Origin of the sequence: Rhodopseudomonas sp., from assembly GCF_036404135.1 — a bacterium.
Taxonomy (GTDB): Bacteria; Pseudomonadota; Alphaproteobacteria; order Rhizobiales; family Xanthobacteraceae; genus Rhodopseudomonas_A.
The window spans coordinates 75,036-88,971 of the sequence record NZ_DASWPE010000086.1; the positions used below are offsets into that span (position 1 = coordinate 75,036).

Annotated in this window: 15 protein-coding genes, 1 tRNA gene and 1 pseudogene; 12 read left to right on the plus strand and 5 right to left on the minus strand. The window is 67.7% G+C overall.

Features of this window, described 5'->3' with window-relative positions; all coding sequences use genetic code 11:
- Positions 1-30: 30 nt before the first annotated feature.
- Positions 31-1,275: an O-antigen ligase domain-containing protein gene (locus VGC77_RS09545; protein WP_331171330.1), complete on the minus strand. Its 1,245-nt coding sequence runs from the start codon at positions 1,273-1,275 to the stop codon at positions 31-33.
- 211 nt (positions 1,276-1,486) lie between these two features.
- Here VGC77_RS09545 and VGC77_RS09550 point away from each other — a divergent pair, with 211 nt between their 5' ends.
- The 6 genes from VGC77_RS09550 to VGC77_RS09575 all read left to right on the plus strand — a co-directional run bounded on the left by VGC77_RS09550 (position 1,487) and on the right by VGC77_RS09575 (position 6,977).
- Positions 1,487-1,693: a hypothetical protein gene (locus tag VGC77_RS09550; protein WP_331171331.1), complete on the plus strand. Its 207-nt coding sequence runs from the start codon at positions 1,487-1,489 to the stop codon at positions 1,691-1,693.
- Positions 1,694-1,908: 215 nt separating this feature from the next.
- Entirely contained in the window at positions 1,909-2,448 is a 540-nt protein-coding gene (locus VGC77_RS09555; protein ID WP_331171332.1) for an NUDIX hydrolase, read from the plus strand.
- Positions 2,449-2,774: 326 nt separating this feature from the next.
- Positions 2,775-3,818, plus strand: coding sequence for a 2-keto-3-deoxygluconate permease (locus VGC77_RS09560; RefSeq protein ID WP_331171333.1), 1,044 nt, complete (start codon positions 2,775-2,777; stop codon positions 3,816-3,818).
- Positions 3,819-3,820: 2 nt separating this feature from the next.
- Positions 3,821-5,074, plus strand: a complete 1,254-nt coding sequence (locus VGC77_RS09565) for a four-carbon acid sugar kinase family protein (protein ID WP_331171334.1) — start codon at positions 3,821-3,823, stop codon at positions 5,072-5,074.
- On the plus strand, positions 5,071-6,078 hold the full coding sequence (gene pdxA / locus VGC77_RS09570) for a 4-hydroxythreonine-4-phosphate dehydrogenase PdxA (protein WP_331171335.1): 1,008 nt from the start codon (positions 5,071-5,073) through the stop codon (positions 6,076-6,078). The genes VGC77_RS09565 and pdxA overlap by 4 nt, the downstream gene beginning before the upstream one ends.
- A gap of 122 nt (positions 6,079-6,200) precedes the next feature.
- Positions 6,201-6,977 carry a DeoR/GlpR family DNA-binding transcription regulator gene (locus VGC77_RS09575; RefSeq protein ID WP_331171336.1) on the plus strand — a complete coding sequence of 259 codons (777 nt, stop codon included), beginning with the start codon at positions 6,201-6,203 and terminating at the stop codon, positions 6,975-6,977.
- A gap of 66 nt (positions 6,978-7,043) precedes the next feature.
- Here VGC77_RS09575 and VGC77_RS09580 read toward each other — a convergent pair whose 3' ends face one another.
- From VGC77_RS09580 to VGC77_RS09590, 3 genes are all read right to left on the minus strand, one after another.
- Complete coding sequence (locus VGC77_RS09580; protein WP_331171337.1) at positions 7,044-7,274, minus strand: AbrB/MazE/SpoVT family DNA-binding domain-containing protein; 231 nt, start codon at positions 7,272-7,274, stop codon at positions 7,044-7,046.
- Between the two features lie 211 nt (positions 7,275-7,485).
- Positions 7,486-7,560 (minus strand) — tRNA-Thr (locus VGC77_RS09585).
- Positions 7,561-7,686: 126 nt separating this feature from the next.
- On the minus strand, positions 7,687-8,130 hold the full coding sequence (locus tag VGC77_RS09590) for a nuclear transport factor 2 family protein (protein WP_331171338.1): 444 nt from the start codon (positions 8,128-8,130) through the stop codon (positions 7,687-7,689).
- 42 nt (positions 8,131-8,172) lie between these two features.
- Here VGC77_RS09590 and VGC77_RS09595 point away from each other — a divergent pair, with 42 nt between their 5' ends.
- The 6 genes from VGC77_RS09595 (at position 8,173) to VGC77_RS09620 (ending at position 13,622) form a co-directional block, all read left to right on the plus strand.
- Positions 8,173-8,382, plus strand: coding sequence for a hypothetical protein (locus VGC77_RS09595; RefSeq protein ID WP_331171339.1), 210 nt, complete (start codon positions 8,173-8,175; stop codon positions 8,380-8,382).
- 79 nt (positions 8,383-8,461) lie between these two features.
- Entirely contained in the window at positions 8,462-10,150 is a 1,689-nt protein-coding gene (locus tag VGC77_RS09600; RefSeq protein WP_414709633.1) for an FAD-dependent oxidoreductase, read from the plus strand.
- 44 nt (positions 10,151-10,194) lie between these two features.
- Positions 10,195-11,130 (plus strand): alpha/beta hydrolase, encoded by a 936-nt coding sequence (locus VGC77_RS09605; RefSeq protein WP_331171341.1) that lies wholly within the window; start codon positions 10,195-10,197, stop codon positions 11,128-11,130.
- A gap of 191 nt (positions 11,131-11,321) precedes the next feature.
- On the plus strand, positions 11,322-11,822 hold the full coding sequence (locus tag VGC77_RS09610) for a hypothetical protein (protein WP_331171342.1): 501 nt from the start codon (positions 11,322-11,324) through the stop codon (positions 11,820-11,822).
- A 132-nt stretch (positions 11,823-11,954) separates the two neighbouring features.
- The gene (locus VGC77_RS09615) at positions 11,955-12,779 is read left to right on the plus strand and encodes an alpha/beta hydrolase (protein ID WP_331171343.1); all 825 of its coding nucleotides are present in this window, start codon (positions 11,955-11,957) and stop codon (positions 12,777-12,779) included.
- Positions 12,780-12,929: 150 nt separating this feature from the next.
- Positions 12,930-13,622 carry an NAD(P)H-binding protein gene (locus VGC77_RS09620; protein WP_331171344.1) on the plus strand — a complete coding sequence of 231 codons (693 nt, stop codon included), beginning with the start codon at positions 12,930-12,932 and terminating at the stop codon, positions 13,620-13,622.
- Positions 13,623-13,688: 66 nt separating this feature from the next.
- Here the strand turns inward: VGC77_RS09620 and VGC77_RS09625 are convergent.
- Positions 13,689-13,936 (minus strand): annotated as a pseudogene (locus tag VGC77_RS09625) (transposase); the annotation flags it as partial.

A 13,936-nucleotide genomic window follows, 5' to 3' on the forward strand; every position in this document is an offset into this window, starting at 1 on the left:
TGGCGTGTTGCGCCCGAGCGGGTGCGCCGGTCATGCCGCTGCGGCGGCCTTGCGAAAGCCGTTGCTGACCACCGCCAGCCCCCAGGTCAATCCGAGCAGCATGAAATAGTGCCGCCAGTGGTCGGTATCGATGATGAAGCTTTCCAGCAGGGTGACCACCAGCGTCGAGATCACCAGGATATAGGCGTTCTGCCACGGCGTGCGGACGAAGACGTTGCGGAGGCCGTAGATCGCGGTGGTGAAGATCAGCGCCGGATACAACAGGCCGCTGATCCAGCCGCCGGACATGAAGGCGTTGAGAAACGAATTGTGGGTGTCTTCCGGGAAGAACCGCCGAAACTGCAGCGGCCCGATGCCGGTCGGATAGTCCAGCGCCATGCCGGCGCCGAGCAAGTGCCGGCCGAACCGGCCGAATCGGCCGCTGTCATAGGGCTGGTTGAAGCTGGCGCGTTCCTTGAACAGCGCCGCGACCTGGTCGAGCGACAACAGCACGGCGATCGCCGCGGCCGCCAGCAGCAGCGCCACCGCCGCCAGCGTCACGATGCGCAAGCGCGCCTGCTGCGACGGCGCGGTGATGAACATCAGCGCGACCATCAGCAATGCGCCGCCGCCGAAGGTGCCCCAGGCGGCGCGCGAGAACGCCAGAAAGATCGCCAGGCTGAGGATGCCGAACGCCACGCCGTTGCGCAGCGCGCTCCACAACGATCCCTCGATGATCCGCTGCAAGGTGTAGAGCGCCGGCAGCACCAGGAAGGCGCCGAGCACGTTGGGGTCCTTGAAGGTGCCGCGGGCGCGGCCGGCGAAGGTCAGGAGCTCGTCGGCGCCGGGAATCAGCCCGAAATAGCCGGCGATGCCGGCCAGCGCCGCGACGATCGCGCCGGCCAGATAGCCGCGCAGCAAGGCGTCGAGCCGTTCGCCGGTGTCCTCAAGCGTCAGCATCGCGAAGAACATCGCGGTGATCGCCATGTACCAGGAGGTCAACAGCCAGGTCAGAATCTCCGGATCGTCGATCAGCTCGATGGCGCCGACCGCATAGCCGAGCCCGATGCCGATCAGTAACGCCAGCGGCACCAACAGCGGCGGCGCCAGCCGCAGTCCGGTGGCGGCGAACACCACCATCGCCAGCACGATGGCGACCTCATAGGGGCTCGGTTCGATGAACACGATGGCGCCGCAGGCGCCGACCAGCCACAGCAGCCGCAGCTGTAGCGCTCGCACGCCGGGCGCCACGGTGGCCGGCAATTTGGGAGGGCCCGCAATGGCGAAATCGGTCATGGTCCAACCCTGCGTCGCCGCTGCGCCGCCGCCTCCGCGCTGCCGATCCGATGGTCGGCGCAGGCTACGTAAACGAGATTAACAGGGCATTATCGCCGATTCCGCGAGTTCGCGGGGGATGACGCGGCACCGCGCCGGCTGGCCCGGCGCGGTGCCGTCTGACTGTCATAATTCCGGCGTAGCTGGTTGGACCAGCCTGGAGGTCGCTCGCATGAAGATGTTCGATATCGAATGCCGGTGCGGCGCGCAGTATCGCTGCGCCGAATCCGAGACGCTGGCCGGCCGGCCCGGCAGCTTCGTCTGCACCAGTTGCGGGCAGACCGTCGAGCGATGGGACACCGCCACCACCAGGGTCTATCGCTGCATGCTGAGCCCGGACCGCGCCTACATGAAGGTGGCGCCGCCGCCGGCGCCCTGAGCGGCTGCATCAAAATGCACGCGGTTTGAGGGAGCGGCGCTGCATCGTCCCCTCGCCCCCGCAAGCGGGGAGAGGTGAAGTCCGTGCTGGCAATGGGCCGGCACGCTTACCCTTCAGGCTGTGAGATCGCCCGGCCCGATCGATCGGGCGCAATTGGCTTTGCGCCGCCGCGCTGCTGCGGGCATCATGGCACTGATGCGGATCGGCACTGAGTCATGAAATCGGAGCGGCGTAATTTGGCGGAGCCGTCGCTAGCGGCGGGCGGCATCGTGCTGCAGAACAGCGCGACGCCGCGCGTGGCGATCGTGCGGCTGCGCAAGCGCAACCAATGGGTGCTGCCGAAGGGCAAGCTCGACCCCGGCGAGACGCCGCGGCAGGCCGCCGAACGCGAGGTGCTGGAGGAAACCGGGCATCGCGTGGTGGTGCACGAGTTCATCGGCACGCTGGCCTACAACACCGGCGGCCGCTCCAAGGTGGTGCATTTCTGGCGCATGGAAGCCACCGCGGAGCCGCCGCTGCCGTTGATGGACGACGTCAAGGAGGTGGCGTGGCTGCCGCTCGAGGTCGCGGTGGAGCGGCTGTCGCGCGGCTACGAGCAGGCGTTCCTCACCCATGTCGGGCCGTTGGCGTTGCAGGCCGCGACCGAAGGGACCGGCGCCGCCGGTCCGCGGCACGAGCCGCCCGCGCCATCGCCGCCCGCGCCGCCGCCGCTGACCGCGGTGCAGCGGCTGTGGCGCTGGCTCGGCGGCAGCTGAATTCTCCACGCTGAACGAAAGCGCCGCGGTGGCGGCGGCGCGCGCCCTGCCGCCGGCGGCGGGATGCCGCCTACGACCTGTCGGCCTCGCATGCTGGGCAGCGCGGCGAGCCCTCCAAGGGGCGTGCCGCCGCGCGTTGCCCCATCCCCCTCGCTGCCGCGATCAAAGGTCCCGCATGACACAATTGCGCAAGTATTTTGCGTAAACTGCGCAGAAATGCTTGTGCCTTGCGCAGACAGAGCCTAAATACCTCCATCAGGCGCGATTTCCGACATAAAATTGCGCAAACTGATCAAAACATGCGCGCGGCGCGGGAAGGTCACACCATGCAGATTCCGATTAAGCGAGCGATCGAAAAAGTGCCCGGCGGGATGATGACGGTGCCGCTGTTGATCGGCGCGCTGATCACCACCTTCGCCCCCGGCACCCCGCAATTCTTCGGCTCCTTCACCGGCGCGCTGTTCTCCGGGGCCTTGACCATTCTGGCGGTGTTCTACGTCTGCATGGGCGCCAGCATCGACTTCCGCTCCACCCCCTACATCGTCAAGAAGGGCGGCACGCTGTTGATCGTCAAGGTCGGCGTCGCCATCATCCTCGGCGTGGTGTTCGGCCGCATTCTCGGCGAAGCGCCGGTCACCGGCGGGATGTTCGCCGGCATTTCCACGCTGGCGATCGTCGCGGCGATGAACGACACCAATGGCGGTCTCTACATGGCGCTGATGGGCCAATATGGCCGGCCGCGCGACGTCGGCGCCTATACCATCATGACGCTGGAGAGCGGCCCGTTCCTCACCATGGTGACGCTCGGCGTCGCCGGGCTGTCGGCGTTCCCCTGGCAGACCCTGGTCGGCGCCATCCTGCCTTTGATCGTCGGCATGATCATCGGCAATCTCGACCGCGAGATGCGCGCCTTCTTGAGCCGCGCTGTCCCGGTGATGATCCCGTTCTTCGCCTTCGCGCTCGGCACCGGGCTTGATCTCAGCAAGGTGTGGCAGGCCGGCCTGCTCGGCCTCGGCATGGGCGTCGCCGTGGTGATCGTCACCGGCATTCCGCTGTTCTTCGCCGATCGGCTCACCGGCGGCACCGGCATCGCCGGCGTCGCGGCGGCCTCCACCGCGGGCAATGCCGCGGCGGTGCCGGCGATCGTCGCCGCGGCCAATCCGGCCTATGCCGATGCGGCGCGGCCGGCGACCATCCTGGTTGCGGCCTGCGTCGTGGTCACCGCGATCCTGACCCCGATCGTCACCGCCTGGCTCGCCGGCATCGTCGGCCGCGGCGCCGACGAAGCGGACGAGTCCTTGGTGGTGGCCGACGATATCGCGGCCGTGCCGACGCCGGTGGTGCCGGTGGCGCCCGTGGCCGGTCACTGACCATGGCCCATGGCTGGCTGATCCTCGCCGACGATCTCACCGGCGCCGCGGACTGCGCAATCGCCTTCGGTCGAAGGGGACGCGCGGCCGCGGTGAGCTGGGGCGAGGCCGTCGCCGTCGCGCAGGATCGCCGGCTGCCGGTCCTGGCCTATGACGCAGCGAGCCGCGGGCTTTGCGCCGCGGACGCCGCCCGCCGCCACGCCGCGGTGCTGACGCAACTGGTCGCGGCGGAGCGCATCCTGTTCAAGAAGATCGACTCCACGCTGCGCGGCCAGCCCGCGGCGGAGACCGCGGCGACGCTGGAATATCTCAAGGCGCAGGCCGGGGCGGCGTTCGGCGTGTTCGCGCCGGCGTTTCCCGCCACCGGCCGCACCACGATCGACGGCCGCATCGTGGTCGGCGGCCGGCCGCTGGAGCAGGCCGAGGTCTGGCAGCGCGACCACTCCTATCGCAATGCCGACCTGGTCGACGTGCTGGCGAGCGCCGGCGTGCGCGGCGTGAAGGTGAGGCTTGCGACTATCCGCGGCGGCGAGCTGCGCGCCGCCTTCGCGACGCTGGCGGCGCAGGGCGACGTGGTCGCGGTGTGCGATGCCGAGACCGACGACGACCTGCACCTGATCGCGCAGGCCAGCCTGCCGGCCGCGCCATCCACCTTCTTCATCGGCAGTGCTGGCCTGGCGCACGCGCTGGCCGGGTTGGAGGCTGATTCCGCCGTCGCGAGCTTACGGATTCCGACCAGCGCGCACGGCACGCTGATCGTGGTCGGCTCGCTCGCCGGCGCCTCGCGCGCCGCCGCCTGCAAGCTGGTGGCGACCGGCACCGTAGCGCATTTTCCGGTGACGCCCGACACCCTGCTCAACGACGGCGCCGGCCGCGCCGAACTCGCGCTCGCCGTGATGCAACGGCTGGCCGGCGGCGGCGACGCCTTGGTCGAGATCATGATGAACGACGATCCCGACATGGCGCTCGGCCCGCAGCTCGCGCAGCGGCTCGCCGAAGCGCTGCAAACCGTGGCGCCGTCGATCGGCGCCTTTGCCGCCACCGGCGGCGAAACCGCCGCGGCGCTGCTGGCGCGGTTCGGCGTCAACGGCATCCGGCTTGCCGATGAAATCGAGCCGGGCGTTTCGCTCGGCCTCACCCTGGGCCACTTGTCCGTCCCGATCGCCACCAAGGCCGGCGCGTTCGGCGACGATCAGAGCCTGATCCGCATCAGCGAACGGCTGCGCGCGGTCCGAACCAAAGGAAGCTTCACATGACCCGACCGACCATTGCGATCACCATGGGCGATCCCGCCGGCATCGGCCCCGAGGTGATCATGAAGGCGCTGGCGCATCCCGACGCGCAGAAGAATTGCAACGCGCTGGTGATCGGCGACGCCAACCGGCTGCGCCAGGCCGGCAAGATCTGCGGGCTGTCGCTCGCGGTGGATTCGCTCAGCGACGCGCGCGACGCCGACTTCGTCTCCAAGGCGGTGCAATGCGTCGACCTGAAGATCGTGCCGGCCGATCTGCCGTTCGGCAAGATGTCGGCGGTCGCGGGCGAAGCGGCCTATCGCTTCATCGAAAAGGCGGTGCAGATCGTGCAGGCCGGCATCGCCCAGGGCATCTGCACAGCGCCTTTGTCGAAGGAAGCGCTGCACGCCGCCGGCCACAAATTCCCCGGCCATACCGAAATGCTGGCGCATCTTACCGGCACGCCGGAAGTCTCGATGATGCTGGTGTCGCCGAAGCTGCGGGTGATCCACGTCACCACCCATATCGGCCTGATCGACGCCATCGCCAAGATCGAGCCCGGCCTGGTCGAGCGCGTGATCAGCCGCGGCCACGAGGTGCTGGTGCGCGCCGGCATCAAGCATCCGAAGATCGGGGTCTGCGCGATCAACCCGCACGCCGGCGAGAACGGGCTGTTCGGCCGCGGCGAGGAAGCCGAGAAGATCACGCCTGCGGTCGAAGCCTGCCAGCGCAAGGGCTGGGATGTCCGCGGACCGCTGCCCGCCGACACGCTGTTCTTCCTCGCCGGCCGCGGCGATTTCGACATGGTGGTGGCGATGTATCACGATCAGGGCCACGGCCCGATCAAGGTGCTGGGGCTGGAAGCCGGGGTGAACATCACCGTCGGCCTGCCGGTGATCCGCACCTCGGTCGACCACGGCACCGCCTTCGACATCGCAGGCAAAGGCATCGCCGACGAGCGCAGCCTGATCGAGGCGCTGCGCCAGGCGGTTGAGCTCGCGCCGAAGCAGGTCGCCGAGGCGGTTTGAGCGTTCGCATCGGCGCGGGTTCCACGGCGCCGACGTCGCGTGCTAACAAAATCTGGGTGCCGCGGGTTTGCCGCAAGGCGCCCGGCGGCACGGCGTTACCAGCCGAATGGGTCTGAAGTTCGATGTCGATGCGCAGCAAGGAGCGTCACGCCCGCCTGTTGGAAGCCCTTAGCGCCGGCGAGATCGATATCGACGATTTGGCGCGGCGTTTCGCGGTCTCGGCTTCCACGGTGCGGCGCGACCTGCAGCTTCTGTCGAAGACCAATGCGGTGCGCCGCACCTATGGCGGCGCGATTCTCACCGGCCACGCCATCGAGACCACCTTCGAGCAGCGGCTCGCCGTCGAGGGCGACGCCAAGCAGGCGATCGCGCGCGCCGCGATCGAGCTGATCGAGGACGGCGACACGCTGATCCTCGATGCCGGCTCGACGGTGGCGGCGTTCGGCCGCCTGCTGCTGCAGCGGCGGCTGCGCATCATCACCAACAATCTGGCGCTGCTGCCGTTTCTCGCCAAGGCGCCGGCGATCGAACTGGTCGTGCTGGGCGGCGCGCTGCGCTCCACCAGCATGAGCACGATGGGGCCGCTCGCCAACGAGGCGTTGCGCCGGCTCTCCGCCGGCCGCGCCATCATGAGCGCCGACGGCGTGGTCGCCGGCCGCGGGCTTTGCGAGGCCGATCTCGAGCAGGTGGCGCTGAAGACGTTGATGATGCAGCAGGCCAAGGAGCTGATCGTGCTGGCCGACGCCGGCAAGCTCGGCCGCGCCGGGCAGATGGCGTGGGCGCCGCTGCCGCCGCGCTGGACGCTGGTCACCGACGCCGCCGCCGCCGAGCCGCAACGCCAGCGCCTCGCCGAAGCCGGGGCGCGGGTGATCGTCGCGCAACCCTGCCCGGCCGGGTAGTTGCGCGATCACGCCGCGTCGATGAAGGGGTTTTGGATGCGTCGGCTGGCGACGCTCTGGCCGCCTTCACCGCTCGTTCGCCTCGTCGCGGTCGAACTTAAAGTCCGCAGGCAGCGTCCAGTTGAGCTGGGCGAGGCGCTCCAGCGCAGTTTTGCGCCGGTCCTCCTTCTGCACGATCAGGGTCCGGTCGGTGACGTCGACGATGGTGAGCTCGTCGCCGGCACTCAATCCCAGCTTGTCGACCAGTGCCTTGGGCAGCCGAACCGCAAGACTGTCTCCCCATTTGGAAACCTGCATCGCAGCCTCCATATTCAAGTCCTATGATATGGGCGCAGCGATATCCTAGGCAATATCAATGGCGACTGCGCTCGGTCGCCAAGCGGTGTTCGTCGCAGGGCTTCGCGCGAAGCTAGTTCGCGATGGAATCCAAGGAAGTTGCCGCGTCAGCCCCGCGCCACGCCAACGGCTGAACGCCTCGAGAAGCGATTGATGTTGCAAGGAAAGGGGCTGGTGCTGCCACACAGGGTCGAACTGTGGACCTCTCCATTACCAATGGAGTGCTCTACCACTGAGCTACGGCAGCATACCATGGCTGCGGGAATCAGCCCCGAGGGCCGCCGCAACGCGGGGCGATCCTTGCCACATTGAATCCGCCGGCGCAAGCGCGAGCAGCGGACTTTTCAGCCTCCTTTTGGCGGGGGCCCGCCGCTCAACCGCCGGCCGCCGCCGCCTTCAGCGCCAGCAATTGCGGGCCGATCCGGTTCCCCATGGCCTCGCCGAGCGCCGCCAGGGCCTTGAACGGCCGCACCATCACCTCGAATTCGATGATCTGCCCGGCATCGTCGAAGGTGATCAGGTCGATGCCCTTGAGCTGCCATTTGCCGACCTGCGCCGAGAATTCCAGCCCGGCGTCGTGCGATCCGGCGACGAAAGTGCGGTGATATTGGAACTGCTCGAAGATCTGCGTCACCGTGGTCAGCACCAGGAGCGTGGCGCTGCGGCCCGGGATCGGCGCCTGTACGAAAGGCGAACGGAATACGATATCCGGCGCCAGCAGCGGCCGCAGCACCTCCTCGCTCCCGGTTGTGACGAAGCGATGCCACGCCGCGAGGGTCTGTTGCGGCGCGGCAGCCAGCGCATATGTTGGGATCATGATCGCCTTTCCCTGCAGCCAGCGAGGAACGACCGCCACGCCATGACCGCGCCCGACCTCCCCAAGAACCCAGGCAGCATAGCGCGGCAGAGCCGGTTGCGCGACGCGCTGCGGGAAAACCTGAAACGGCGCAAATCGCAATTGCGCGGCCGCGTCGCGCCGGCCGCCGCCGCCGAGCTCTCCGACCCCGCCGGCGACGGCCTGCCGGCGGCCCCGACCGCATCGCCCGACCACAAGGATGACAACGCTTAACGCTTAACGAGAGGTGCGCCGCTCCATGTCGCTTCAGACCGCAGACGACACCCTCCCGGACAATGCCTCGCGCTCGGCGATGCATCCGCGGCACGAACAGACCTTCCCCAGCCTGACGCCGGCGGAAATCGCCCGGATGCGGCGGTTCGGCGACCTCAGGCACTATCACGACGGCGACACGCTGTTTGAGACCGGCAAGACCGGGCCTGGGATGTTCGTCATCCTCGAGGGCCACGTCGCCATCACCCAGCGCGACGGGCTCGGCCACGTCACCCCGGTGGTGGAGCAGGGCCCCGGCCAGTTCCTCGGCGAACTCGGGCAATTGTCCAACCGCTACGCGCTGGTCGACGGCCACGCCGAGGGCGAGGTGGAATGCCTGCTCCCGCCGGAGCGGCTGCGCGCGCTGTTGGTGGCAGAGGCCGACCTCGGCGAGCGCATCATGCGGGCGCTGATCCTGCGCCGCGTCAGCCTGATCCAGGGCGGCGTCGGCGGCCCGGTGCTGATCGGCGCGCCGAATTCCGGCGAGCTGGTGCGGCTGCAGGGCTTCCTCACTCGCAACGGCTATCCGCACCATCTGCTCGATCCGGCGCAGGACAAAGACGCCGCCGATCTGGTGGCGCGGGTGGCGCCGCAGCGCGCCGACCTGCCTTTGGTGGTGACGCCGAACGGCAGCATCCTGCGCAATCCCTCCGAGGCCGAGATCGCCCGCGCCATGGGCATGCTCGGCGCGGTCAGCCCGGACAAACTCTACGACGTGGCGATCGTCGGCAGCGGCCCGGCGGGGCTGTCGACCGCGGTGTACGCTGCCTCCGAAGGCCTGTCGGTCGCGGTGCTCGATGCGCGGGCGTTCGGCGGCCAGGCCGGCGCCAGCGCGCGGATCGAGAATTATCTCCGCTTTCCCACCGGCATTTCCGGGCTGGCGCTGACCGCGCGGGCCTACAACCAGGCGCAGAAATTCGGCGCCGAGATCATGATCCCGGTGTCGGTGAAGTCGTTGGAATGCGGCTGCGAGGACGGCAGCTTCGCGCTGACGCTGGACGACGGCGCGCCGTTGCGCGCCAAGGCGATCGTGGTGGCGAGCGGCGCGCGCTATCGCCGGCCGGCCATCGACAATCTCGACAAGTTCGAGGGCCGCGGCGTGTGGTACTGGGCCTCGCCGATCGAGGCGCGGCTGTGCAAGGACCAGGAGGTGGTGCTGGTCGGCGGCGGCAATTCCGCGGGCCAAGCCGCGGTGTTTTTGTCGGCGCATGCCCGCAAGGTGCACATGGTGATTCGCGGCGGCGGGCTCGGCGCCAGCATGTCGCGCTATCTGATCGAACGCATCGAATCCACGCCGAACATCGAACTCATCTTCAACACCGAGATCGTGGCGCTGGAGGGCACTTCGGACGCCGCGCTGGAGCGCGCGCAACTGCGCAGCCGGCTGTCCGGCGAGGCGAGCTGGATGGCGATCCGCAACGTGTTTCTGTTCGTCGGCGCCGATCCCGCCACCGGCTGGCTCGACGGCTGCGGCGTGGCGCTGGATCGCGCCGGCTTCGTCGTCACCGGCGCTTCCTCCGAACAGCAGCAGCGCCCGGTAACGGCGCTGGAGACTTCGGTGCCCGGGGTGTTCGCGGTCGGCGACGTGCGCTCCGGCTCGGTCAAGCGGGTCGGCGGCGCGATCGGCGAGGGCGCGCAGGTGGTGGCGGCGCTGCACGGCTACCTCGCCGACGCCGAGGCGGCGACGCCGTGTCGGGAGCCGGCCCAACAGCAGGCCCACGCGCGGTGACGGCAACGCGCGCGTCACATCGAAATCACAACGGAGGCCGGACGATGCAGTCGCTGAGCAAGATGTTTCGCCGCGTGGGAAACGCGCTCGGCCTGGCCATCGCGGTGCTCGCCGTGATCGCAGCGGCACCGCTTCCGGCGCAGGCCGAATCCTCGCAGAGCAAATTCGCCACCGTCAACGGCGTCAAGCTGCACTATCTGGAGGCCGGCCACGGCGACGCCATCGTGCTGCTGCATGGCTACGCCGAAACCAGCCGGATGTGGCGGCCGCTGATCGAAAGGCTGGCCGCCAAGCACCGGGTGATCGCGCCGGATCTGCGCGGCTTCGGCAGCTCGGCGGCGCCCGCCGACGGCTACACCAAGGCGGCGCTGGCGCGCGACGTTCACGCGCTGCTGCAAAGCCTGAAGATCGAGCGCGTCAAAATCGTCGGACACGATATCGGGCTGATGGTGGCCTATGGCTATGCCGCGCAATATCCCGCCGAGGTCGAGCGCATCGTGCTGATGGATGCGTTCCTGCCCGGTGTCGGCGATTGGACCAAGGTCTGGCTGCTGCGCGACCTGTGGCATTTCCATTTCTACGGCAAGACGCCGCTGGCGCTGGTCAGCGGTCGCGAGCGGATCTATCTCGAGCACTTCTGGAATGACTTCGCGGCCGATCCGACCAAATCGGTGCCGGAGGCGGATCGCAAATTCTACGCCGAGGCCTATGCGCAGCCCGGCCACATGGCCGCGGGCTTCGAAGTGTTTCGCGCCTTCGAGCAGGACGCCGCGGATTTCGCAGGCTTTGCCAAAACGCCGCTACCGATGCCGATGCTGGTGCTGAGCGGCGCGAAAGCCTCCGGGCAGACCTTGATCACCCAGGCGCGGCTGGTCGCCAACAACGTCGACGGTGTGGTGATCAACGGCGCCGGGCATTGGCTGATGGAAGAGGCGCCGGGGCAGGTAATTCCCAAGCTCATCGAGTTTCTCGATCGCTAACCGGCCGCGCGCCGCGCCTAAGCCCGCGGCCGCGACGAATTGTGGCATGATGCTCAACGTTTGTTGATCGTCCTGCCGCAAAGCTGTGCGGCGTTGTGCGCCGCCGCAACTAGCCAGCGCCGGAATTTTCACTTAACCTCGCTTGGACTACAAGTGGATTACTTAATCGGTTTGCATGACGGGAGGCGGCGATGATCCTCGGTCTCAGTCTGTCGACGTTCACGCTCATTCATGTTCTGATCAGTCTGGTTGCAATTGCCTCGGGTCTGATCGCGATGGTCGGACTGCTCACCTCGAATCCGTTGCGCGGCTGGACCGCGCTGTTTCTTCTCACCACCATCCTGACCAGCGTCACCGGGTTCTTTTTTCCCTTCGCGCAATTATTGCCGTCACACATCGTCGGCATCATCTCCTTGTTGCTGCTGACGCCGGCGGTCATCGCGCTGTATCTGCGGCGGCTGGGCGGGATCTGGCGGCCGATCTATGTGGTGACCGCGTTGTTGTCGCTGTATCTCAACATGTTCGTGCTGGTGGTGCAGGGCTTCGTGAAAATCCCGTGGCTCACCGCGCTGGCGCCGACCCAGACCGAGCCGCCGTTCCTCGCCGCGCAGGGCGCGTTGCTGGCGTTCTTTGCCGTCGTGATCGTGCTCGCGACACGACGGTTCCGACCGGCGCTGACCAGCGCCGCCTGAGCCGCCGGATCGACCGGCGTCGTCGACCCCGCATGCCGGCGCCCGCCGGCATGGCCGATCATCTCTGCTGACCGCCTTCCATCCCCCGCGACCCACCACGCGTCTTCGCAACCACCAATGGAGAAGCTTTGCATGGCGACGATTACCACCAAGGACGGCATCGAGATTTTCTACAAGGATTGGGGCCGTGGCCAGCCGATCGTGTTCAGCCATGGCTGGCCGCTATCGGCGGACGATTGGGACCCGCAACTGCTGTTCTTCCTGAGCAAGGGATTCCGGGTGATCGCGCATGACCGGCGCGGCCACGGCCGTTCCAGCCAGACTGCGGACGGCCACGACATGGATCACTACGCCGACGACCTCGCGGCGCTGACTACGCATCTCGACCTCAAGGACGCGGTGCATATCGGCCACTCCACCGGCGGCGGCGAGGTGGTGCACTATCTGGCGCGCCACGGCGAAAGCCGCGCCGCCAAGGCGGTGCTGATCAGCGCGGTGCCGCCGCTGATGGTGAAGACCGCGGCCAATCCCGGCGGGCTGCCGAAAGACGTGTTCGACGGCTTGCAGGCGCAGCTCGCCGCCAACCGCGCGCAGTTCTATCGCGATCTGCCGGCCGGGCCGTTCTACGGCTTCAACCGGCCGGGCGTCGCCGCGCAGGAGGGCGTCATCCAGAACTGGTGGCGCCAGGGCATGATGGGCGGCGCCAAGGCGCATTACGACGGCATCGTCGCGTTCTCGCAGACCGACTTTACCGACGACCTGAAGAAGCTGACGTTGCCGGTGCTGGTGCAGCACAGCGAGGACGACCAGATCGTGCCTTACGCGGATTCCGGGCCGCTCAGCGCCAAGCTGTTGAAGAACGGCACGCTGAAAACCTACAAGGACTTTCCGCACGGCATGATCACCACCCAGGCCGAGACCATCAACGCCGATATCCTGGCCTTCATCACCGGCTAATCATCCTTCGCCCGCCAAAGTTGTAACGTTGTACCGCGACGCCTTCACGGCGTCGCGGCTATATCTGCGCAGACAACTCGCGTAACATTGCGCCGCGGCCGGCATGGCATCAGGCGCCTGAACGTGCCGCGCGAGGGATTGGGCTGCAGCATGAAAGTGATCCTGTTCGGCGCAACCGGGATGGTCGGGCAGGGCGTGTTGCGCGAGTGTCTGCGCAGCGCCGAGGTGGAAAGCCTGCTGGTCATCGGGCGCTCCCCGACGCATCGCCAGGTCGCCAAGCTGCACGAAATCCTGCGCGAGGATTTTCTGGATTTCTCCGACATCGAATCCGAACTGACCGGCTATGACGCCTGCTTCTTCTGCCTCGGGGTCAGTTCGATCGGTCTCAACGAGCGACACTACCGGCAATTGACCTACGACATCACGCTGGCGGCGGCGCGCACGCTGGCGAAGCTCAACCCGGCTTCGACCTTCATCTATGTCAGCGGCCGCGGCACCGATTCCACCGAGCAGGGCCGGCTGATGTGGGCGCGGGTCAAGGGCAAGACCGAGAACGATCTGTTGAAGCTGCCGTTTCAGGCCTATCTGTTCCGGCCCGGCGCGATCCAGCCGCTGCACGGCATCGAATCGAAAACCCGCTGGATCAACACCGTCTATCGCGTCGGCGCGCCGCTGTGGAGCTGGCTGAACAAGGTCGCGCCGCGCTATATCACCACGACCGAGCAGCTCGGCCGCGCCATGATCAAGGTCGCCCGCGACGGCTACCCGACGCCGGAGCTGGAGAGCGAGGACATCAACAAGGTTGCTGTCGTCCCTGCGAACGCAGGGACCCATCACCCCTAGCCTCGCTTTGGAACGTGGTCGGCGGACCAGCCGAAGCTCCGCGCCGTATGGGTCCCTGCGTTCGCACTAAGGCATGCACACATCTCTGAGGCTCCATCCTGCGGCGATGGCGGAGAAGCGTTCGAGGCCGTGCTTGAAGGTGATGGGGCCGGGAGGTTTGGACGATGGATAGCCGTCCCAGCCGCCGAGCCGGCCGATGATCCAGGCGGCCCAGGCCAGGCGATCGGGCGGATGCGGGTTGCGCAGCCGTTTGGTTTGCGCCTCGTAGCGCCGGTTGAGGGCGTCGAGGGTCGCGATCTGGTCGGCGTCGAAGA